22 protein-coding genes are annotated in these 22,895 nt (G+C 28.6%); 13 read left to right on the forward strand and 9 right to left on the reverse strand.

Features of this window, described 5'->3' with window-relative positions; translation table 11 throughout:
- On the forward strand, positions 1 to 829 hold an 829-nt coding region (locus tag ACKTTQ_RS11780), incomplete at its 5' end, for an HlyD family secretion protein (protein ID WP_408049308.1).
- Between the two features lie 82 nt (positions 830 to 911).
- The gene (locus ACKTTQ_RS11785) at positions 912 to 1,091 is read left to right on the forward strand and encodes a hypothetical protein (protein ID WP_093869077.1); all 180 of its coding nucleotides are present in this window, start codon (positions 912 to 914) and stop codon (positions 1,089 to 1,091) included.
- 74 nt (positions 1,092 to 1,165) lie between these two features.
- Here ACKTTQ_RS11785 and ACKTTQ_RS11790 read toward each other — a convergent pair whose 3' ends face one another.
- Positions 1,166 to 2,593 (reverse strand): LGFP repeat-containing protein, encoded by a 1,428-nt coding sequence (locus tag ACKTTQ_RS11790; protein ID WP_299136189.1) that lies wholly within the window; start codon positions 2,591 to 2,593, stop codon positions 1,166 to 1,168.
- 300 nt (positions 2,594 to 2,893) lie between these two features.
- Here ACKTTQ_RS11790 and ACKTTQ_RS11795 point away from each other — a divergent pair, with 300 nt between their 5' ends.
- The 3 genes from ACKTTQ_RS11795 to ACKTTQ_RS11805 all read left to right on the forward strand — a co-directional run bounded on the left by ACKTTQ_RS11795 (position 2,894) and on the right by ACKTTQ_RS11805 (position 9,058).
- Positions 2,894 to 3,604, forward strand: a complete 711-nt coding sequence (locus ACKTTQ_RS11795; RefSeq protein WP_093869078.1) for an LOG family protein — start codon at positions 2,894 to 2,896, stop codon at positions 3,602 to 3,604.
- Positions 3,605 to 3,663: 59 nt separating this feature from the next.
- Complete coding sequence (locus tag ACKTTQ_RS11800) at positions 3,664 to 6,486, forward strand: gluzincin family metallopeptidase (protein ID WP_408049309.1); 2,823 nt, start codon at positions 3,664 to 3,666, stop codon at positions 6,484 to 6,486.
- A gap of 118 nt (positions 6,487 to 6,604) precedes the next feature.
- Positions 6,605 to 9,058 carry an alpha-ketoacid dehydrogenase subunit alpha/beta gene (locus ACKTTQ_RS11805; RefSeq protein ID WP_408049310.1) on the forward strand — a complete coding sequence of 818 codons (2,454 nt, stop codon included), beginning with the start codon at positions 6,605 to 6,607 and terminating at the stop codon, positions 9,056 to 9,058.
- A 75-nt stretch (positions 9,059 to 9,133) separates the two neighbouring features.
- Here the strand turns inward: ACKTTQ_RS11805 and ACKTTQ_RS11810 are convergent, their stop codons facing one another.
- Entirely contained in the window at positions 9,134 to 9,871 is a 738-nt protein-coding gene (locus ACKTTQ_RS11810; RefSeq protein WP_408049311.1) for an SH3 domain-containing protein, read from the reverse strand.
- Between the two features lie 58 nt (positions 9,872 to 9,929).
- Positions 9,930 to 11,213 (reverse strand): DUF2851 family protein, encoded by a 1,284-nt coding sequence (locus ACKTTQ_RS11815; RefSeq protein ID WP_408049312.1) that lies wholly within the window; start codon positions 11,211 to 11,213, stop codon positions 9,930 to 9,932.
- Positions 11,214 to 11,480: 267 nt separating this feature from the next.
- Here ACKTTQ_RS11815 and ACKTTQ_RS11820 point away from each other — a divergent pair, with 267 nt between their 5' ends.
- Positions 11,481 to 12,110, forward strand: coding sequence for an NAD(P)H-dependent oxidoreductase (locus ACKTTQ_RS11820; RefSeq protein WP_408049313.1), 630 nt, complete (start codon positions 11,481 to 11,483; stop codon positions 12,108 to 12,110).
- 63 nt (positions 12,111 to 12,173) lie between these two features.
- Here the strand turns inward: ACKTTQ_RS11820 and ACKTTQ_RS11825 are convergent, their stop codons facing one another.
- Positions 12,174 to 13,445 (reverse strand): sensor histidine kinase, encoded by a 1,272-nt coding sequence (locus ACKTTQ_RS11825; RefSeq protein WP_113787765.1) that lies wholly within the window; start codon positions 13,443 to 13,445, stop codon positions 12,174 to 12,176.
- Positions 13,442 to 14,119: a response regulator transcription factor gene (locus tag ACKTTQ_RS11830; protein WP_093869084.1), complete on the reverse strand. Its 678-nt coding sequence runs from the start codon at positions 14,117 to 14,119 to the stop codon at positions 13,442 to 13,444. Before ACKTTQ_RS11830 ends, ACKTTQ_RS11825 begins: the two co-directional genes overlap by 4 nt.
- A 167-nt stretch (positions 14,120 to 14,286) precedes the next feature.
- On the opposite strand from ACKTTQ_RS11830, the gene ACKTTQ_RS11835 reads away from it, so the two are divergent.
- The 5 genes from ACKTTQ_RS11835 (at position 14,287) to ACKTTQ_RS11855 (ending at position 17,925) form a co-directional block, all read left to right on the forward strand.
- Positions 14,287 to 14,652: a hypothetical protein gene (locus tag ACKTTQ_RS11835; protein WP_093869085.1), complete on the forward strand. Its 366-nt coding sequence runs from the start codon at positions 14,287 to 14,289 to the stop codon at positions 14,650 to 14,652.
- A gap of 187 nt (positions 14,653 to 14,839) precedes the next feature.
- On the forward strand, positions 14,840 to 15,529 hold the full coding sequence (locus tag ACKTTQ_RS11840) for a hypothetical protein (RefSeq protein ID WP_408049314.1): 690 nt from the start codon (positions 14,840 to 14,842) through the stop codon (positions 15,527 to 15,529).
- A gap of 20 nt (positions 15,530 to 15,549) precedes the next feature.
- Complete coding sequence (locus ACKTTQ_RS11845) at positions 15,550 to 16,176, forward strand: outer membrane beta-barrel protein (protein WP_093869087.1); 627 nt, start codon at positions 15,550 to 15,552, stop codon at positions 16,174 to 16,176.
- Positions 16,177 to 16,334: 158 nt separating this feature from the next.
- Positions 16,335 to 17,777 (forward strand): sodium:solute symporter, encoded by a 1,443-nt coding sequence (locus tag ACKTTQ_RS11850; protein ID WP_299136203.1) that lies wholly within the window; start codon positions 16,335 to 16,337, stop codon positions 17,775 to 17,777.
- Entirely contained in the window at positions 17,770 to 17,925 is a 156-nt protein-coding gene (locus ACKTTQ_RS11855) for a hypothetical protein (protein ID WP_176974339.1), read from the forward strand. The genes ACKTTQ_RS11850 and ACKTTQ_RS11855 overlap by 8 nt, the downstream gene beginning before the upstream one ends.
- 31 nt (positions 17,926 to 17,956) lie before the next feature.
- Here ACKTTQ_RS11855 and ACKTTQ_RS11860 read toward each other — a convergent pair whose 3' ends face one another.
- The gene (locus ACKTTQ_RS11860) at positions 17,957 to 18,589 is read right to left on the reverse strand and encodes a hypothetical protein (protein ID WP_233487190.1); all 633 of its coding nucleotides are present in this window, start codon (positions 18,587 to 18,589) and stop codon (positions 17,957 to 17,959) included.
- Between the two features lie 130 nt (positions 18,590 to 18,719).
- Between ACKTTQ_RS11860 and ACKTTQ_RS11865 the strand changes: the two genes are divergently transcribed.
- On the forward strand, positions 18,720 to 20,030 hold the full coding sequence (locus ACKTTQ_RS11865) for a hypothetical protein (RefSeq protein WP_299136205.1): 1,311 nt from the start codon (positions 18,720 to 18,722) through the stop codon (positions 20,028 to 20,030).
- Positions 20,031 to 20,139: 109 nt separating this feature from the next.
- Complete coding sequence (locus tag ACKTTQ_RS11870; protein ID WP_408049315.1) at positions 20,140 to 21,477, forward strand: hypothetical protein; 1,338 nt, start codon at positions 20,140 to 20,142, stop codon at positions 21,475 to 21,477.
- 52 nt (positions 21,478 to 21,529) lie between these two features.
- Here ACKTTQ_RS11870 and ACKTTQ_RS11875 read toward each other — a convergent pair whose 3' ends face one another.
- The 3 genes from ACKTTQ_RS11875 to ACKTTQ_RS11885 form a co-directional block, all read right to left on the reverse strand.
- Entirely contained in the window at positions 21,530 to 21,787 is a 258-nt protein-coding gene (locus tag ACKTTQ_RS11875) for a DUF6952 family protein (protein ID WP_093869091.1), read from the reverse strand.
- Between the two features lie 23 nt (positions 21,788 to 21,810).
- Positions 21,811 to 22,119, reverse strand: coding sequence for a thioredoxin family protein (locus tag ACKTTQ_RS11880; RefSeq protein WP_093869092.1), 309 nt, complete (start codon positions 22,117 to 22,119; stop codon positions 21,811 to 21,813).
- 119 nt (positions 22,120 to 22,238) lie between these two features.
- The gene (locus ACKTTQ_RS11885; RefSeq protein WP_093869093.1) at positions 22,239 to 22,880 is read right to left on the reverse strand and encodes a peroxiredoxin; all 642 of its coding nucleotides are present in this window, start codon (positions 22,878 to 22,880) and stop codon (positions 22,239 to 22,241) included.
- Between the last annotated feature and the right edge of the window lie 15 nt (positions 22,881 to 22,895).

Genomic DNA, 22,895 nt, shown 5'->3' on the forward strand with positions numbered 1-22,895 from the left:
AAATAAAGAATTAACACCATACAAATCAGAATCTTTTGCTAACAGGATGACTGTTATTGAAGCTAAACAACGATTACAAATTTTACGTTCCCAAAGAGAGTTTAGCAGAAAAGAACTAGAAATAAAACAAAAAGATTTAGAACGAAGTATAAAAATGTTTAGCGAAGGTGTTATTTCAGCTAAAGAAAAAGAGCAAAAAGAAATAGAAATATTACAATCGAAAAGGTCTTATGAAAATTCAGAAAGTTCAATTTCTCAATTAAGAGAGTTTATTAATAATTCAAAGAAAAACTTAGTAGGAACTACTATTAAAAAAACACAAAACGACACTCGTTTAAAGAAAAAGGCTATTCAGTCGTTTTTATATTTACAAAAAGCAATAAAAGATTGGCTTAAGCAATACGCTTTAACTAGCTCAATAAATGGAAAAGTTTCATTTTTAACATTCTGGAGTGAAAATCAAACTGTAAAAACAGGCGATTTAATATTTACAATAATTCCCGAAAAAAGTGATTCTTTTATAGGTAAAATAAAAGCACCTGCAGCAAATTCAGGGAAAATAAAAAAAGGCCAAAAAGTACAAATACAACTATTGAATTATCCTTCAGATGAATTTGGAGAACTTAATGGAAAGGTGAAATCAATATCTCCAATAGCAGATGCGGAAGGAAATTATTTAATAGATGTAATGTTGCCTCAAGATTTAAAAACTACTTATGATAAAAACATAGAGTTTAGGCAAGAGATGAAAGGTACAGCTAACATAATAACTGAAGATTTACGTTTGATAGAACGATTTTTCTATCAACTTAAAAATATTATTAAATAAAAGAAATTCTCTCGCGAAGAATAGACAAAACCTTGGGTGTCTTAAAATGATCAAGGATTACTAAATTCTAAATTTTTTAATCATGAAAAAACAAATTTTAAACTTAGGTAAAACGTTAAATCGAATTGAACAAAAACAAATTAATGGAGGAAGGTTTATTTGTTGTTATAACAATCCAATTTGTCCTCCAACAAATGAAACTTCATGTATAGTAATAGCAGGAAGATGTCATTATATAGCTGGAGAAGGTGTTTCTTGTTAAGAAAAGCTTTAATTAAAAAAGAGTTGGTTTGAAGCCAACTCTTTTATATATTAATTATTTAATAAACAAATCTATTACATTTTATCAAGCTTTTTTTGCGCAACTAAGGCTGCAAAACTTCCTAATACATCACCTTTAAAATATAATTTTATCCCACCATTTTTCATCACTTTAAAACTTAAAAAACCTGTGTTTTTAGGTACATCTCCTAATTCAAAAGGTTTATTAAACCCCTCTAAAACTGCTTTTTTTAATCCTTTTAATAATTTATCATGCCCTACTCCCGATGTATGGATATGCCAATGATCTAATCTTGCTTTTAAAGTACATGCTACTTTTCCATCTGGATTTTTATCACTCTCAAAAGCAATTCTTAACGTTATTGTATATGAAGGATTAGGAATAAAAAAAATACCACTCTCATAATTACCGCTAATTTTGAAAGTAACCTTTCTATTTTTACTACGTGTAAAATCATACCCAGTATCACTAACGGTTGAAATACGTACAGATTCAACATTTAAATCTTTCTGATCCTTTGCTTTTTCTTTAAATATTTTCTCAAACATTTTTCTAACTTTTGCACCGCTTAAAGATGCTGTATGAGGCTTTATTGATTTATTTTTTGCCCAATAAATAACTCCATTTTGAAAATCGCTAAACCATTCTGCTTTACTTGGATCAATTCTAATTTCATCAGAAGTAGGATAACCAAAAGTACCTCTCTCCCAGCCTGTCTTAGCCCAAGTATGACGAATTCCTCCTCTAACTAATTTTGGACCAGTTGTAGGATGCCAATATATACTTCCATTACCAGTAAAATGATTAAACTTCCCCCTTCCATCTGGAGTTGTAGTTTCATCGGTTGCTGGTATAACTAAATCATTATTTGGACCTCCAACAGAATTATACTTTTGCCTAATTGCTCCATGTATTTCATGAGGTCCTGTTTGTGGAGAGCAATAAATGTCACACTTTTGAAAAGTTACTCTCTTTCCTCCTCTTACTGATGTAGGGCTATTAATATTTGACGTAGCACTTCCTGTAAAACCACTCCCCAATGTTTGTGCTTTTGCCTTAATACTATTTTTACAATCAGTTTCATCTATCACTACATTTGACACCTGTAATGTAATATCAGCATAATCTCCTCCTTCATCAGTATTTCTAACTCTAAATGATATTGTTTTATTTTCATTTATACCTACAAGTGTATTTTTTGAAGCCTTACCATCTAAATCTCTACTATTAGTTGAAGCTCCCTCGTAAAGTTTTGCTGATTCTTTAATTGATAATGTACCATTTGTATTTTGTTGGAAGTTAATAGTTAGTTCTATCCGAACTTCTCCTCCACATTTCCCCATGAAAAACAATTGATTCGTTTTTTTTGAACTATCTAAAAGAAATATCCCTGAATTTCTAACAGTTCTTCGTTCATTAGATCCGAAAGTTTCATGATCTACTATATTCATTACTGATGAATAACTTATTTTGTTTTGCATTTTTAAATTATTTTAAGTTAATTTTTTGTTTTACAAAGCAAGCATCAAAATCGCCTTAAAAAAAACATAAAACACTGTTTTAAAACATGTTAAATACTATTTTTTATACATTCAATAACCTCAAAAAGCAATAGGTAAAACTCTAAATTAAGTCACCATAAATAACGATTACTATTGTTCTTTGATTTTAGAAGTAAATTTTTACTATAAATTATTTTATCATTATCAATGTATAACAACAAAAAACACTAAATTAGCAGGCTTTCTTCGAAAGAAATTAAATTTAAAAATTACATGAGTATGAGTCCAAATGACGATAGAAAAATTAGAGAAAAATTACAACAGAAAACTTGGAATGAAGTAAAAACAAATGACTCTTGGGCCATTTTTAAGATAATGGCAGAATTTGTTGAAGGATATGAAAAGCTTAGTAAAATAGGACCATGTGTATCTATTTTTGGTTCTGCACGTACAAAGCCTGATCATCCATATTATAAATTAGCTGAAGAAGTTGCTTTTAAATTAACACAAAGCGGATTTGGTGTTATTACTGGTGGTGGACCTGGTATTATGGAAGCTGGTAATAAAGGTGCAAATAGAGGAAAAGGTACCTCTGTTGGACTTAATATAGAGTTACCTTTTGAACAACATGATAATCCTTGGATTGATCAAGGAAAAAGTTTAGATTTCGACTACTTTTTTGTTAGAAAAGTTATGTTTGTAAAGTATTCTCAAGGTTTTGTTGTTATGCCTGGTGGTTTTGGTACTTTAGATGAACTTTTTGAAGCTATCACTCTTATTCAAACTAAAAAAATAGGTCGTTTCCCTATTGTTTTAGTTGGTAAAAAATTCTGGAGCGGATTAATTGACTGGGTTAAAAACACTCTTATTGAGGAGGGAAATATTAGTCCTGAAGATTTAAATTTATTTAGAATTGTAGATACAGCAGATGAGGCCGTTGAGCATTTTAATAAATTCTATGCTAAATATGAATTAAAGCCTAACTTCTAAAAAAATAAACTATATTTAAAACTCGTTACCTATGTAACGAGTTTTTATTTTTTGGTATTTTGAAAAACACTTCTTTTTATTATTTTCTTTTATTCATTTTAAACTGCGCTATAGGTATAGCGCAAACAAATTCAATAAAATCAGTAATACGTTTAAATGATAGTGTTAATACATTAGATATTCAGCAAAAAATAATTTTTTACAATAAATCGGACACTCCTCTAAAAAAAATATTTCTACACAATTGGGCTAATAGCTTTAAAAACAATAACACTCCTCTAGGAAAACGCTTCATTGAAGATTATCAAAAAGATTTTTATTTCTCCAAAAAAAAAGAAAAGGGCTATTCTAAAATTAAAAATCTAACTCTTAATTACCTAAAAGTTCCATTTAAAGAGCTTGAAAACCATTCAGATATCATTGAAGTATCTTTAAAAAAACCTTTAAAACCAAAAGATAGCGTCAGAATTTCTATTATGTACACTATCAAAGTTCCGAGTGCTAAATTTACTGGTTATGGAAAAACTAAAATGGGTTATCATTTACGCTTTTGGCAAATAGTTCCAGCCATATACAATGAAAAGTGGCACATTATGAGTAATTTGAATATTGATGATTTATACCAAGATGTTGCTAATTATGTTATTAAAATAGAAATACCCAAGAAATACACTTTAGAAAGTAACCTATATCAATCTGAAATTAAAAAAGAAAATACTACTAGTTACCACCTAGTTGGTAATAAAAAGAAAGATATTATTCTGCATATCAATCAGGGAAAAAAATTCAAATCTTTTAAAACAAAAACTCAAGAAATTAAAACAGATGCTTATACTAAGAATATATCATTAAAAACTACTACTAGTATTATTACAAAACAAATTCAATTTATAGAAAGTTATATAGGTAAGCACCCACATACAGAAATTTTTGTTGATGCTAATACTATTAATAAAAACTCTTTACATGAAATATATGGACTACCTAGTTGGCTTAAACCATTTCCTAAAAACTTTAGGTGGGAAATTAACTTTTTTAAAGCCTTAAGTTCTAAATATATTAATGATATTTTACTTCATAATCAACGTAATGACTATTGGTTTTCTGATGGGTTACAAACATTTTTAATGATGGAGTATTTAAAAAAGCATCATCCTAAAACAACGATTCTAGGTAAATATTCAAATTACTGGCCTTTAAAATTTTATAATATAAGTAAACTTAAACAAGGTGATAAATTTGCTTTTGTATATCAATTTAGCGCTAGAAGGTTTTATGATCAATCATTATCAACACCAGCTGACTCTTTATCGAACTTTAACAGAAAAATAGTTAGTAAATACAAAATAGGCTTAGGCTTTAAATATTTACAAGATTTTATTGGCGATAGTATTTTTCAAAAATCTATTAAACAATATTTATTCAAAAATCACTTAAAAACATCTCCAAGTACTTCTTTCAAATCTATTTTAAAAAATAACACCAAGAAAGACTTAAATTGGTTTTATACTGATTATTTAAAAACAACAAAAAAAATAGATTATAAAATTACTTCTGTAAAAGAAAACCAACAAAAAGACTCTTTACTTGTAACAATAAAAAATAAGCGTAATTTCTCGGCTCCAGTAGCTTTATATGGTATTAATAACAAGAAAATTAAATTTAAAAAATGGGTTACTAATATCGATTCGATAAAGACTATTAAAATAAAAAAAGGAAATTTTAATAAACTAGCCTTAAACTATGAGAATATTTATCCTGAATATAATTCTCTTAACAACTTTAGAACAACAGATAATAAATTGTTGAGTAAACCTTTTCAATTAAGATTTTTAAAAGATGTTGAAGACCCCTACTACAATCAAATTTTTTATAAACCTGATTTTAAATATAATTTATATGACGGAGTCATTTTAGGAATTAAAATAAACAACCAACCAATTATTCCTCATAATTTTAACTTTTCAATAACTCCAAACTATAGTACGAAAAGCAAAAACTTTACGGGAGCTTTTTCTATAGGATATGATCATTTTATGCAAAATTCATCTATCTATAAAATCAGATACGGTATTAGTGGTAGTAATTTTCATTATGCTCCTGAATTAGGTTATAACTCACTAGCCCCTTTTGTAAGTATTTCTTTTAGAAGAAAAACACTAAGAGATGTGGGGTCAAAATTTTTGACTACTCGATTATTTTATATTAATAAAGAAGTAGAACCTGGAGCTGAAATCACCGAAAGGGATAGGTACAAAGTTCTTAACTTTAGATATATCTACAACAAACCTAATATTATTAAAAGACTTCAATATGCAGTTAATTTTGAATTGGGTAATAACTTTACAAAGTTATCTACTGATGTGAGGTATCGTAAGTTTTTTGCTTCAGACAAAAGTTATGATTTTCGTTTTTTTGGCGGAATGTTTATTACCAATAATTCTATTGGTGATTATTTTAGTTTTGGATTAAACAGAAGCTCTGATTACTTATTTGAACATAATTTATTTGGAAGATCAGAAAGTTCTGGCCTTTTTAGTCAGCAATTTGTTATTTCTGATGCTGGCTTTAAATCAAAATACAATACTCCAAAAACAGCTAATCAGTTTATACTAGCTGCGAATTCTAGCGTTAGTATTTGGAAATGGACTCAGATTTATAATGATATTGCCATGTTAAAAAACAGAAACCAATCACCTGAGTTTTTCTATGAAAATGGAATTAAAATTAATTTTATCCCTAATATCTTTGAATTTTACTTCCCTATATATACAAATCAAGGTTGGGAAATAAATAAATCTGCATATCCTTCAAAAATAAGATTTGTAATTACAACTAATATTGATAGGATTTATAATTTTATACGAAGAGGTTTATTATAGAATATTCAAAAATACTTCAAATTTCATCTTTTTATTGAGAAATATTCAATAAAAAGATTGATTTTTAAAATTCAATTAAAAAAACTATCTTTGTAACCGTTCCTAAATTTGATGACTTATGATGCAAAGTACCGAAATAGCTAATACTCAAAAACTTTCTTTTAATGATTTTAAAAAAGAAGTACTAAACGATTACAAAATTGCTCGTATTAGTAGAGAGTGTAGTTTACTTGGTCGTAGAGAAGTATTGACAGGAAAAGCAAAATTCGGAATTTTTGGTGATGGTAAAGAAGTTCCACAATTAGCAATGGCTAAAGCCTTTAAAAATGGAGATTTCCGTTCTGGGTATTACCGTGATCAAACTTTTATGATGGCTATTGGAGAATTAACTGCTCAACAATTTTTTGCAGGTTTGTATGCTCATGCTGATATTAATCAAGATCCTATGTCTGCTGGACGTCAAATGGGAGGTCATTTTGCAACACATTCATTAAACGAAAATGGTGAATGGAAAAACTTAACTGCTCAAAAAAACTCGTCTTCAGATATTTCTCCTACTGCTGGTCAAATGCCACGTTTATTAGGATTAGCTCAAGCTTCTAAAATTTACAGAAATGTTAAAGGCTTAGAAAATCACACCTCATTTTCAAATGAAGGGAATGAAGTAGCTTGGGGTACTATTGGTAACGCTAGTACTAGTGAAGGTTTGTTTTTTGAAACTATTAATGCTGCTGGAGTATTACAAGTTCCTATGGTTATGAATGTTTGGGATGATGAATATGGAATTTCTGTTCATGCAAAGCATCAAACGACTAAAGAAAGTATTTCAGAAATATTAAAAGGTTTTCAACGAGATACTAAAAATAAAGGATATGAAATTTTTGTTGTTAACGGTTGGGATTATGTACAATTAATCGATGTTTACAACAAAGCCTCTAAAATAGCTAGAGAAGAGCATGTACCTGTATTAATTCATGTAAAAGAATTAACACAACCTCAAGGTCATTCAACTTCTGGTTCACATGAAAGATATAAATCTAAAGAACGTTTACAATGGGAACAAGATTTTGATTGTGTTACTCAAATGCGTAAATGGATTTTAGAGTTTGAATTACAAGATGAGGATGGCAAAATCTTAAAGTTTGTTGATTCAGAAGAAGATTTAATAAACATAGAAAAAGAATCAAAAAAATCAGTTAGTAAAGCTAAAAGAGATGCTTGGGCTGCTTTTACTGGTGAAATAAAAGCTGAAACAAAAACTGCTATCAGCTTACTTACTAGAATTTCTGAGAAAAGTAGTAATGGTACATTTATTTCTAAATTAAAAAATGATTTAGAAACAATTAATGAACCTATTCGAAAAGATATTTTAGTAGCTACTCGTAAAACATTACGATATTTAAAAGATGAAAACTTTTCTGAAAAAATAGAACTTCAAAATTTTATTAAAAAATATTTACAAGAAGCTTATTCAAAATATTCTTCTCATTTAATGAGTGAAACTGAAATGGCTACCGGTAATATTCTTGAAATAGCTCCTGAATATACTAGCGAAGAAAAACTAGTAGATGCTAGAGTTATTATGCGTGATAACTTTGATGCAATCTTAAAAAAGCACCCTGAAGTATTAATTTTTGGTGAAGATGCTGGTTACATTGGAGATGTAAATCAAGGATTAGAAGGCTTACAAGAAAAATTTGGTGAATTCCGTGTTTCTGATACTGGAATTAGAGAAGCTACTATTTTAGGGCAAGGTATTGGAATGGCTATGCGTGGTTTAAGACCAATTGCTGAAATTCAATATTTAGATTACCTATTATATGCTTTACAAATAATGAGTGACGATTTAGCTACGCTACGTTACCGTACTTTTGGTAAACAAAAAGCTCCTTTAATTATCCGTACTAGAGGACATCGTTTAGAAGGTATTTGGCATGCTGGTTCTCCAATGGGAGGAATAATAAATAATGTAAGAGGTATTCATGTTTTAGTTCCAAGAAACATGACTAAAGCTGCAGGTTTTTATAATACCTTATTAGAAGGTGATGATCCTGCTTTAGTAATAGAGTGCTTAAACGGTTATCGTTTAAAAGAAGAATTACCTACCAATTTAGGAGATTTTAAAACCCCAATTGGTGTTGTTGAAACAATTAAACAAGGAACAGATATTACTATTATATCTTACGGATCTACTATTCGTATTGTGGAAGAAGCTGTTAAGGATTTAGCTCAAGTAGGAATAAGTGTTGAAATTATTGATGCTCAAAGTTTATTACCTTTTGATTTAAATCATGACACTGTTAAATCAATAGCAAAAACAAACAGGTTATTAGTAGTTGATGAAGATGTTCCTGGAGGAGCTTCAGCTTATTTATTACAAGAAATTGTAGAAACTCAAAATGGATATAAACATTTAGATAGTAAACCTGCAACATTAACTTCTAAAGCTCACAGACCTGCGTATGGTACTGATGGAGATTATTTCTCTAAACCATCTGCAGAAGATGTATTTGAAAAGGTGTATGAAATTATGCATGAATCTAACCCTGAAAAATTCAAAAGTCTTTACTAAACAAAGATTTACACATAATAAAAAAGCGTTTTTAGAAATTTCTAAAAACGCTTTTTTATTAGTTAAGTTTATATATTATTTAGCTACTTCTTCTACCTTAACATCTTTTACATCGATAGCTACATTTTTTGTTTTGTAATCAGCAATTTTACTTTTCAAAACATTAATAAATTTTGAAGAAGATAAATCTTGATTATTAATAACCTCTTCTAATGCTTTGATTCTTTCCGTCATTGTTGATTTAGACATTGCTGACCTGGCAAATTTAGCAGTAGCTATATCTATTTCATCATTTGATATATTAGATGATTTTATCCAACCTTCTTCAATATACTCTCCCTCCGCTCTACGGCCTTTAACCTTCATCCAATCACCTTTATTCTCTGTTATAGCTATAATGTCCATTACACTGTATTTTTTATCAGTTTTAGTAAGTAAATCTGGCCTTTTATACATACTTGCTTCTTCTAACATAGCTCCAACTTTTCCATTAACTGCTAAAAAAGTAGCTCTAGTCCATCCTTCCTTTCCATCAGTTAATTTTACTTTGTAATACAACTTCTTTGTTGTTGCATCAGTTTCTTCTTCTTCAGTAAAAGTAACCGATTCTCCTAAACTCATAGAAGTTATCCATTTTCCTTTTGCTGAAGGAGTTTCTCTTATAGACAACTTATCAAGTAAACAAATAGCTGTACTTGTTTTCACATCTGATTTTTCCGTTGTTGTTTCTGCTGTTTTTTCCGACTTATCGCCTCCTTTACAGCTCATAAATAAAATAGACAATGAAACAATTGTAATAAATAGTTTTTTCATTTTTAGTAAATTTTATAACAAATATATGAGTTTTACAAAAAGAACAGATTAAATGATTTTATAATATATCATTATTTCTTAACAAGTCATTCCCTATAGCACACTCCAAACAACGATATTTCTCACAATAATTATTTTTAAGTTCTAACAAGGACTGCGTTTCAAAAGCATTTTCTGAAGTTATTTTTAATTCAGAAAATTTACTGATAACACTATTTTTTTCTGGCTTCAATTCTTTTATTAAATTCAATATGTCATCTTCATTTACTCCTCCTCTGCCCTTAAAAAAAACAAACTTTAACGGAATCACTGTATTAATAATTAACAAATCAATAAATGACTTAGTTAACCTTTTAGATGATTTTTTACTCGTTGTTTCAAAAGTGTAATGTTCTTTCCAAAAATTATTGATTTCAACTAAAAACAAATCATAGAACTCATTTAGTTTTTTACACTTCATTAATTTAGAAAATAGGTTTTGATGGGTATGCATTAATGCTACTAACTGTGCAAATCGAATCGTTGGGAAATTTGCAGGCCGCATTCTAAAAAACTGAAATTGATTTTTCTTTAACGATTTTAATTGATATTTATGTTTCAAGTATTCATATTCATTTTTCAACCCTAAAAAGTATTTATTTTGGATATCCTCTTCTAAAAAACCAGCTTGTCCAAATAATAATGATGTTAAAATATATTCATCAAAACAAGTTTTTCTCAAAATTGAATAATCAAAAGATCTTGCTAATTTGAAAAACACTTCTCCATTTACTTTTAAACCAAAATTCTTAGCTAGTAATTTAAATAACACAGCTTCATAATCATTATTAGATTCTTCTAACAGTTGATTAACCAAAATTGATTTAGCCTCTAGCCTTTCAAAATATAACCTTTCCATCCAATTTTTCAACAAGAAACTATCTACAGTAGAAATTTGCTTTTGACAAGGTATCCATTTCAAACTTTTTGATACTAAATTCAAAAAATTATCACTTAAATTTTTATCTACATAATTACATAACTCTAACGTTGGTAAGGGCTTATTATTTTTCATAAAAACCTCTGAATCATGTTCCCAAACGACATGTAATATTACTGCATCGTAATTTTCATCTGACTCATGTTGATGTAAATACCAATCAGATGATTTTACATGTATTTCTACATTACCAACCCAAGTTTGTGCATTTATTTGAAGTTGTGCATTTAAAAAATCAGGCCCTGAATTTGTATTTGGCATTCCTACTTTTATAACATTTAAAGACTCGCTATTAGTAGTAGTTATTTTATGAGTACTAAATAACATGTGCAACCACACATAGTGTAAAAAATCTTCTTTCATAAAAACAATTAATTAGCAATTTAATTTGATTAAAGGTATAAAAAAATCAAACACCTAGTACTATTTTTCAATTTTAACTCTATAAAAAACAACAAAGTAAGAACCAAACACCAACATCTATAATTTTTAAAACTCCTTCCTTAAATAATCAATGTAAGCCATCTTCATTATAAATGATTAAAACAATAGCTTTATAAAATTAAACAATCGTTTTTGTGTTATAATTCTTATTTCTATAGTAATTTTGTAATATAAAAAGATATATAAATGAATAGTATAGAAAGTTTACAATGGCGTTATGCTGTTAAAAAATTTGACGAAAATAAATCACTTACAGAAACTCAAATAAACACATTGAAAGAAGCTTTTAATTTAACAGCTACTTCATATGGGCTACAGCCTATTAAAATGGTTGTGATTCAAAATAAAGAAATTCAACAACAGTTAGTTGAATTTTCTTGGAATCAACCTCAAGTAGCTCAAGCATCTCATGTTTTAGTTCTATGCGTTCCTAAAGAATACACTGTAAAAGATGTTGAAATTTATTTTTCTTTAGTAAAAGACATTAGAAATACTCCTGATGAAATTTTGAACCCTTTTAAAGAAATGCTTACCAATTCAATAGCTTCAAAAACTCAAGAAGAATTAAGCATCTGGAATAGAAACCAAGCATATATAGCTTTAGGTAATTTAATGACAGTAGCAGCTAATGAAAGAATAGATAGTTGTCCTATGGAAGGTTTCGTTCCTGAAAAATATGATGAAGTGTTAGAATTAGATAAATATGGTTTAACATCTGTATTAGTTCTACCTGTAGGTTTTAGAGCTGAAGATGATTACATGAAAGACTTAAAAAAAGTTCGTAAAAAAACAGAAAACATGATAATTGATTTATAAATCAATTATCACCCCAGTATACCCTCTTCAAATAATAAATATTTTATTTAAAGAGGGCTTTTTTCATAAAAAATTAAGTGTTATAATATGACTGTTATTCTTATTGATATACTTTATGGAAAAACCATAATACTCAACGATTCTTTGTACTAATGAAAGCCCTAAACCTGTAGAGTCTTTATTAATACTTGATTTTTTAAATCTCTCAAATAATTCTATTTCATTCACTTTTAACGGTTCTCCAGTATTTTTTATAATTAAACTTGTCTTATTTAAAACTAATTCTAACTCTCCATATTCTATATTATGTTTTATAGCATTAATTATTAAATTATTAAACAAAGTATATGCTAATGCCTCATTTATTTTAACCTTATATCCCTCAACTAAGCTCATTTTTAAATTTATATTCTTCATTTGAATTAACTCCTCAACATTACTAATTATTTCTCGTAAAAAATCAGCTACATTTAATTCTAAAGTTTCAATAAATTGATTATTATCTATTTTAGATAAAAAAGACAAATTCTCTTTAAGTTTAGACAACCTATCTGTTGATTTATAAATATTATTAAGCGCTATTAACTGATGCTCTGTAAGATTAGAATCTTGAATTAATAACTCTACCTTATTTTTTATAATTGCTAACGGTGTTTGAATTTCGTGAGATATGTTTTCGGTATACTCTTTGAGGTTTTTATAGTCTTTAACAGCTTGATTTACCATTAAATCTAATGACGTATTTAGCTCTTCAAATTCGATTACTTTCGTTTTCTTAAAAAATAACGGGTTAGGTTTTTTAACATTAAACTTCCTTATTTGTTCTAATGTACTATAAAATGGTTTCCATATTTTTTTAAACACAACATTACTTATAAAGAACATCGTTAAGAAAAACAAAGCTCCGACGAAAATTATAATATCAGTAATCCCTTTTAATAAATACTCTGTAGAAAGTAGTGATTTTGCTATTGTTAAAACATAAAACTGGCCTTTTACCTCACTAGAAAAAATAATTTTTCTATAGTTCAATTCTTTTTTATAAAACTTATTATATAAAATAGTGTCTTTTACAATTGTTTCTATTTTAGGATTTTCCTTTACCTTTTTTATATAAATATTATCTCCTATATTTAAACTATAGGTACTTAGTATATTTTCATGACTATAAAGCTCCTCTATTAGCTCTTCTTTTTCTGCATATAACTTCTTATTAAATTCATTATATATTGTTTTTTTAAAAACAATATAAGAAGACGAAGCTCCAATGATTGACATTATAAACAACCCTATAAAATAATATAGATTGGAAAAATTGAGTAATTTTAACTTCATTGATCAGAAAATTTATAACCTAAGCCATATACAGTTTGAATATAATTATTACCATTTTTAGCTTCTATTTTTTTTCGAATATTTTTTAACTGAGAGTAAATAAAATCATATGAGTTGGTTCTTCCCATAATGTCTTTCCATAAATACTCCGCTATAGCATCTTTAGGTATCACTCTATTAATATTTGACATAAAATATAACATCAATTCATATTCCTTTTTAGTAAGCTTAAGACTACTACCATTAACTTTTACCCATTTTTCATCTGGGCATAGTATAATTTCTTTAAATACTATATAATTTTGTCCTTCAAATTTTTTTCTTCTAAGGATTGATTTTATTCTTGCGTTTAACTCTGCAAGATTAAATGGTTTTGTAAGGTAATCATCAGCCCCAATATCCAATCCTTTAATTTTATCATCGATAGAATTACGAGCGGATACAATAATAACTCCAGCTTTAGACCTCATCTCTTTAATTTGAGTAATTACATCTAACCCACTCCCATCTGGAAGGTTGATATCTACAATAATACAATCGTACTCATCATCCCAACTTTTCTGCTTAGCAACTAGTAAATTATTAGCCAATTCACACTCATATTTCTCTTTACTTAAATATTCTAGAATAGCCTCCGCTAATAAAATTTCATCTTCAATAATTAAAATCTTCATCTTTCAAAAAAAACACAAATCTATATCTTTTCTTTCAAAAAAAGCTCTGATTATAAAGCTTTTAAAAAAAAACAAACATTTATAAAATCTACAGATTCTCTACAGAATGTAAATTTACTTTTGCCAAGATTTTAACATAACTCACTATTATTTTATTAAATATAGATATGGCAATTATAAAGAAAACAACATTACTACTATTTTTTTTCCTTTCACAAATATCATATTCTCAGACTGAAAATGATTATACAGAAGTAATAACCAATTTACGAAAAAGCTATAATTTAAAAGATAGCAAAAAAATATTTGAATCTTTTTCTTCTGATTTAAAAACTACATTCACCTTAGACAAGGTGAAACATTTTATTGAAGATTATCATAAATCGGCTGGTATTATGGGCTCTTCTTCCTTTTTGATAGATGATAATGATGCTAAAAGGTTTTTAACCGAATTTGATCATAACTCTTTACTACTAATAATTGGAATATCTCCAAATAAAAAAATTACAAAACTAATTCTTGACGATTATTAATACGATAAATTAAAATAAAATGAAAAAACCTTTTTTTTACCATAGTTACTTTGCGTTGTTTCTTATAACAATCCTTAGCCTTTTTAACAGCAATAAATCTTACGCGCAAGCTAACCCCAAATATGGTATGCTCTCTTTTAATAAAGCTATTAACATTTCAGAGAAACAAAGTATGTTAATTCAAAGAATGGCAAAAGATTATCTCTATGCTTTAGATAATCCACAAAATAAAACAGTCTTAAAAGATCTTTTAACTAGTAAAATTATTTTTGAAAAGCAAAATCAAATATTAAAAAATAATTCAAGCAGTACGCTAGTTAAAAATAGAATTGAAGCTGTTGAAAACATATGGGACAATTTTAAAAAACTTATTGAAAAAAAACCTAGTTATGAAAATGCTAAAAAGATAATTAATACTAATACACTATTACTTAACGCTTCTGAAAAAATAGCACTGTTTATCTCTGGTGAAGCAAATCAAGCTAACAAAGAAATAAGCCATAACGCAAATTTCCTTGAAAGAGATGCGAATTTAAAAAAGGTTATTATTATTTCTGGAAGACAAAGAATGCTTGCCCAAAGATTGGCTCTTTATTATTTAGCTAAAAATAAAAACTTAATAAATAAAAACTCGAAAAAAACCTTAGAAAAGACTTACGATGAAATGGAAACATTAAACACTCCATTGTTAATTTCAGATTTTGATAGTGATATGGTAGATGGAAAAATAGCAGAAACGTTAACTATCTGGGATTCTTTAAAAAAAGAGAACCTTAAAAGTAAGAAGTATAGTAATAACGAAATTTATAAAACAACAAATAAACTAACTAAAGCCTACAACAAAATAACATCGTTGTATGAGCATACTAAGTTTTAATATATAGAAATAATCAAATCATGTTTAAAAAATTACTCTTAATTATTTGTATAGTGTCCCCCTTTACAGTTATACACTCACAAGACCATCATCTTAATAAAACTCACAAGAATGATTCTTATGATGAAAAAGGTGAATTTGAAGAAGGAGACATTTTTGTATCAGCCTTATTTGGTTTTGATTCAGAAACAAAAGGCAATGAAAAAGACATTGCCGTTGAATTCTCTGGTAGACTAGGTTATTTATTTTCTAATACACTTACTGGAGGTATAAAATTAAGTTTAGATAATGAAATTATAGAAGGTACATTACATAAAAATATTGATGTTTCACATACACTAATCGGTTTGTTTGGACGATACGATTTTACCCCAGGGCATAAGTTTTCTATTTTTGGAGAACTTGGGTTTGACTATTTATCTTCAAAAAGCAAAGATGGAAATTTAGAGATAAAAGAGAATGGTTACAAAATTGGGTTAAGTCCAGGAATAACATACTTTCTCAACAAACATTTTGCTATTGAAGCTTTTTGGGGGGCTTTACAGTACCAAACAAAAAAAGTTAATGGTGAACATGAATCAACACATGAGTTTAATATCGGAATTGACTTTGAACATATAAATTTTGGTTTAGCATATAAATTTTAGGTGTCAATTTATTACAGTGCCCCGTTATTTATTTCCCTTTAACATCAGATTTATCCCCTTGGGTCTGGTGTTTTTTTTTAAATAATTATTTGTTTGTAAGTTAAGTTATGAATTACGAATGTGAAATTTAGTACATTCGTAGTTCGTAATTTAAGCATATGCAACCTTTACACATTATATTACTTATTCTAGGATACTTTGGTGTTTTAATTTTCATCTCATATATTACAAGTAAATCAGCAAATAATACTACTTTTTTCAAAGCAAATAATTCATCTCCTTGGTATTTGGTTGCTTTTGGTATGATTGGAGCCTCACTTTCTGGAGTTACATTTATTTCAGTTCCAGGTTGGATTGAAGGCCAACAAATGAGCTATATGCAAATGGTATTAGGTTATGTAGTTGGATATGCTGTAATAGGTTTAGTATTACTTCCTTTATATTATCGCTTAAATTTAACTTCTATTTACACCTATTTAGAAGATAGGTTTGGTCGTTACTCCTATAAAACTGGAGCTTCTTTTTTCTTATTATCAAGAACTATAGGTGCTGCATTTCGTCTATTTTTAGTTGCCAATGTTTTACAATTAATTTTGTTTAATTCTTATGGTATTCCTTTTTGGGTAACCGTAACGATTACAATTTTACTTATTTGGCTTTATACTTTTAAAGGCGGTATAAAAACAATTGTATGGACAGATACTTTACAAACATTATTTATGCTAATTGCTGTAGGAGTATGTATTGTTATGATTAAAGATGAAATGCAAATAGATAATTTATTTTCTTACATCGCTGAAAACAAACTATCCAAAACATTTTTTTTCGAAGATATAAAAGCTGGAAATTACTTTTGGAAACGCTTTTTTGCAGGCGCCTTTATAGCTATTGTTATGACTGGATTAGATCAAGATATGATGCAAAAAAACTTAACCTGTAGAAATTTAAAGGACGCACAAAAAAACATGTTTTGGTTTACTATTGTTTTAGTTGTTGTAAACTTTTTCTTTTTAGCATTAGGGATATTATTAACTGATTATGCGACAGCAAATGAAATAAACGCCCATAAAGACCAGCTATTCCCAACGATTGCAATGAGTGGTAAATTAGGTTTAGCTACTTCATTATTCTTTTTATTAGGATTAATAGCTGCTGCTTATTCTAGTGCTGATAGTGCTTTAACTTCATTGACTACATCTTTTAGCATTGATATTTTAGAAATTGATAAGAAAGAGAATGAACATGAAAAAGAAAAAACACGTAAAAAAATCCATGTATTATTTTCTCTTATACTAATTGTTACTATTCTGTTTTTTAAATATGTTATCGCAGATGATAGTGTAATTTCTAACATATTTAAAGCTGCGGGTTATACATATGGACCATTACTTGGCTTGTACGCTTTTGGGTTATTTACTAAATTTAATGTAAAAGACAAACTAGTTCCTCTAATTTGTATCATTTCTCCATTTTTAGCATTTGAAATAAACTATCTAACCAATTATTTATGGAAATTTGATTTTGAATTTTTTATTCTAATTTTAAATGGACTTCTTACTTTCCTAGGATTACTAGCTATTAAAACTTCAAAAAATGGCTAAAAAAGGAAAAGCAAAAAACACTGTTAATAAAGCGAAACATACTCGTTTAATGAAACAGAAAGAAAATAAACTTCGTTTAGAAAAACAACGTACTAAAGAACGTTTAAAGTCTATCATTAAAAAAGTAAATGAACAAAAAGAGAATTAAGTTTTAATTTATTTAAGAAGAGTTAACATCGCTATTTAACTACAAAAACAACATTTATTAACGAATTCAAATCAGTTGGTTGCCCTATTATATTACCTGTAAGAACACCCGCATCTGTAATTGATAATCCACTAAAAACTGCTGGGTCAGCATAAGTAACATAATAATATAAATCTCCTGCTGCGTATGTAGGTATTGCATTTGGAGCTGAAGTACTCTTTGCTGTTGGTGTTGCAAACTGCAAGGTATATTGACTGTATAAATTAACTGTAAATGTAGGATTAGCAGTAGAAATAGCTATTGAAGGTGGGTAAAACACTCGAGCTGCTTTTGATGTTATTGGAGCTATCGCTTGAACCACTTCTTCAACAGTACTTTCATTACCTGCGCCTGGCTCTCCTGTTATATTATTTACATCCACTGGTGTTACAATACTTACTTGAGATGCATTTTGACTACCGTCTTGTTTTTGCCAACCTGTACTTGTAAACCTATATACTTCTTGGTCTGTAGTATTAAACAATAAAGAACCAATACTAACTCCGGTAAGTGAAACCATTTCTGCATTTGTTGCAGTTGGAAGCCCCATTAAAGAATTAGCATCTATTTGACCAAAAACTGAAAAAGACACAAAAATGAAAAAAAATAGTATTTTTATTTTCATAAAATAAATATTTTGTTTCTAGAGTTTAATCTCTAAAAATAGCCAGGCTATAAAAATACAGTAATTTTTTAGGAACTAAAAAAAATGATAGTATATTTATGCTAAATATCAACGGTTAAGCTCTTTTTTAATGAAAAAAAAATTATTTTATATTTTTATTTCTTTCACCATAACCTCTTTTTCTCAAACAGGCCCAGGAGGTGTAGGAGCTAGAGATGGTTCTTCCTCTCTTATTGTATGGCTAAGAGCCAATGACTTAAATGCCGATGGAGATATTAGTAACAATCCTGCTAATGGCACTTTAATATCAACTTGGTCTGATTTTAGTGGGAATTCAAATAACTTCACACAATCTGGAACAAGAAGACCTACCTATAATACAGCTGGAACATTTAATACTGCTAGATTTGATGCTAGCACTGGTGCTGCTAAGTTTATGAACGGATCTATTTCAGGAATTTATGCTAATGCAAGTACTTTTTTTGTAACAAACCCTGTTAATAATGGGAATTCACACTCTCTTTTTGACCACTCTTCAGCTTCATTAAGAGTTGAACAATGGAGAAACACAAACAGAGTTGGTTTTACTAGATATGGTATTGCTGATTATTCAACTGCTATTGTTTCACCTTTTGGTATAAACTCTATAATTTCCTATCATAAAACTACTGGATCATCATTACTAGAAGTAAGGGTAAATGGGGCTAATCAAAACCTTAATATTGGTTCTACAACCGCTGGTATACCTTTAGATAGAATTGGTAGAAACTCTAGTGGCGCTGATGAAGCCAGTGGGGATTTTTTTGAAATAATATTTTATAACAGTCGTGTAAATGATGCTCAAAAAATAATTATTGATAATTATTTAAGTGCAAAATTTGGAAGTATAGCAGTTATTAATGATGTATATAACGAAGATGATGTAGCTGCAGGTAACTTTGATCATGATGTTGCCGGTATTGGTAGAGTTAATTCAAGTAATTTACATAATGATTCTCAAGGTACAGGTTTAGTTCGAGTTTTAAATCCTTCAAACCTAAACGATAATGAGTTTTTTATGTGGGGACATGACAATAATGCTTTTTTAATGAATACTGGATTAAACGCTCCTAATATTATTAAAAGTAGATTAAACAGAGTATGGAGAGTAAGTGAAGTAAACACTTCAGGAGCGTCTGTTGATGTTGGTAGTATTGATATCAGATTTGATTTAACAGGGATCACAGATGTTAGTACTGCTAATTTAAGATTACTTATTGATACTGACAATGATGGCTTATTTGATGATGAAACTCCTATTTCTGGTGCTACAGATTTAGGAAGTAATATTTATAGTTTTAATAGTGTAAACTCACTTACAAACAACAATCGTTTTACAATTGGAATTGGAATAACAACTGTTATAACCAATAGAAAAATAACCTATAGAGTAAACAACTAGCTTTTAACAAAAAACACTATCTTAAATAAGAGAGTAAGGCAAAAGTTAAATACTAAAAAAATAATAGTACTTTTATTCTAAATTTAAATATTGTATTTATTAAAGTAGTATGAGCTTACAATCAAAATTTTTTGTTTTATTCAACCTGATATTTTCTTCTTTATTATTTTCTCAAACAGGACCAGGAGGAGTTGGAATAACAGATGGAAGTTCAAATTTAGTTCTATGGCTTGACGCAAATAATGTAAGTGTAGCTAATGGTACGCTAACAAACAATTGGCCAGATAATTCAGGGTATGGTCACAATTTTACTGATGGTAATGGAGCGGTATTTACTACAAATTCAGTAAATAGCTATCCTTCTTTTAGCTTTAATGATACAAGTAATTACTTTCAACACCCATTTCAAAGTAGATTAACTCCTACTTCATTTACTATATTCTCAGCATCTAGTGTTGCAAGTTCTGGATCATATAAAGCAGTATTATCTAACCGTGATGATCCTTCAGGATCGCCTACAAGGGGATTTATTTTATACTCTCGTCCAGGTTCAAATAATTGGTCATTCTGGACAGGTAGAGATAGTGGCCCTTGGCAAACTGTAGAAGGCAATATTAATACAACTGCAAATTGGTCTTCACAAATGATGAGATATAATGGTACAACAAGAGAGAAAAATCTTTCTATTAACAATAATACCTTTTCTACTGCAACTCATACAATGACTTCAAATACTTCAAGACCATTCAGAGTTGGAGCTGGTAGAAATGAATCAAACACCCCAAATTACTACTTTAATGGTAACATTTCAGAAATAATTATGTTTGATAATTTAATCAATGAAGCACAAATAATAATTGTCCAAAATTATTTAGCTGCAAAATACAACTATTCATTATCCTTATCTGATGTATATAACGAAGACACTCCTGCATCTGGAAATTATGATCATGATGTTGCTGGTATTGGAAGAGTAAATTCAACTAATTTACATAATGATTCTCAAGGAACTGGGATTGTAAGAGTTTTAAACCCGTCAAACCTTAATGATAGTGAATTTTTTATGTGGGGTCATGACAATGGAACCTTTCAAATGAATACGGGATTAAATGCCCCTGAGATTATTAAAAGTAGATTAAATAGAATATGGAGAGTAAGCGAAGTAAACATTTCTGGAACAACAGTAGATGTTGGCTCAATTGATATGAGATTTGATTTAACAGGAATTACTGGAGTAAACACTGCTAATTTAAGGTTACTTGTTGATACAGATAACGATGGTATATTTGATGATGAAACTCCTATTTCTGGAGCAACTGACTTAGGCAGTAACACTTATAGCTTTACTAATGTAAACTCAATACAAAATAATAATCGTTTTACCTTAGGTGTTGCAATAACAACTGTTATCACAAATAAAAAAATAACCTATAGAGTAAATAATTAATATGATAATTATTTCTATATAAAGTAAAAAACCGAGTTTAAAACTCGATTTTTTATTTGTCTATAGATCCTAAAACACGTTTCATAAAAGTATTTAACGCTTCTTTTTTAGGTGCTCCTTCTTTTATCATTTTGTGTACCTCAACTGCTCCATACATATTAGAAATCAATTCTCCAATAACATCTAACTCTTCATCTTTTAATGATGAAACTTCGGTTAAAGCTTCTAATGTTTCTATAGTTTCTATTACAAAATCTTCATCATTTTCTTCTATAAAAGAAGTTAAATGTTTTATTACAGGTAATTTCATGTTTTTCTTTTTTAACAGGTTATTTACACAACTTCGTTAACCAATTCTTTTAATACATCAAACTTGTTAGTTTGAGTTTGATTTACAAATTTACCATCAACAAACGTTGCAAATGTTGGTAAATTATCAACTGTAGCTAATTTTCTACTTTCTGGGAATTTTTCTGCATCAGCTATAATGAATACCATATTTTCATTTTCAGAAGCTAATTTCTTGAATTTAGGCTTCATAATTCTACAGTTACCACACCAAGTAGCAGCATACTGAACAACAACAGTTTTATTATCTGAAACAATTTGTCCTAAATTGTCTTGATTTAATTCTTGTACCATGATTTTATTTTTTTAATTATTAAGAAAGAACTCTTAAAAAGACACACTTTTACTAAAGTGTTGAGAAGAAAAGTTCGTGCTACTTAATTTATTATTTTCACACGAACTTTTAATGTATTCTAGTGAGAAGCTAAATACTCAGCAGTTCCTTTTGCATTAGGCTGCATTGCATCTTTACCTTCTTCCCAGTTTGCAGGACAAACTTCACCTTTTTCTTGTACGTGCGTGTAAGCATCAACTAAACGTAAAAATTCACTTACATTACGACCAACAGGCATGTGGTTAATTCCTTCATGGAAAACAGTTCCTTCTTCGTCAATTAAATAAGTAGCTCTATAAGTTACGTTATCTCCTTCTACCTGTACAGTACCAGTAGCTTCATCATAAGTTTCGTTAGAAATATCTAAAATACCTAAGATAGATGATAAGTTACGGTTACTATCAGCTAATAATGGGTAAGTTACACCTTCAATTCCTCCATTATCTTTAGATTGGTTTAACCATGCAAAGTGTACTTCTGGCGTATCACATGAAGCTCCAATTACAACAGTATTTCTTTTTTCGAATTCTCCTAAGGCAGCTTGAAAAGCATGTAACTCAGTAGGACAAACAAAAGTAAAATCTTTAGGGTACCAAAATAACAATACTTTTTTCTTGTTATTTACTGCCTCTTCTAAAACATTTACTTTAAATGTATCCCCCATTTCGTTCATTGCATCAACGTTTAAATTTGGGAATTTCTTACCAACTAATGTAGCCATTTTTATAATTTTAAA

The sequence above is a fragment of the Tenacibaculum halocynthiae genome, from assembly GCF_964512825.1.
In the GTDB taxonomy this organism is placed as follows: Bacteria; Bacteroidota; Bacteroidia; order Flavobacteriales; family Flavobacteriaceae; genus Polaribacter; species Polaribacter halocynthiae.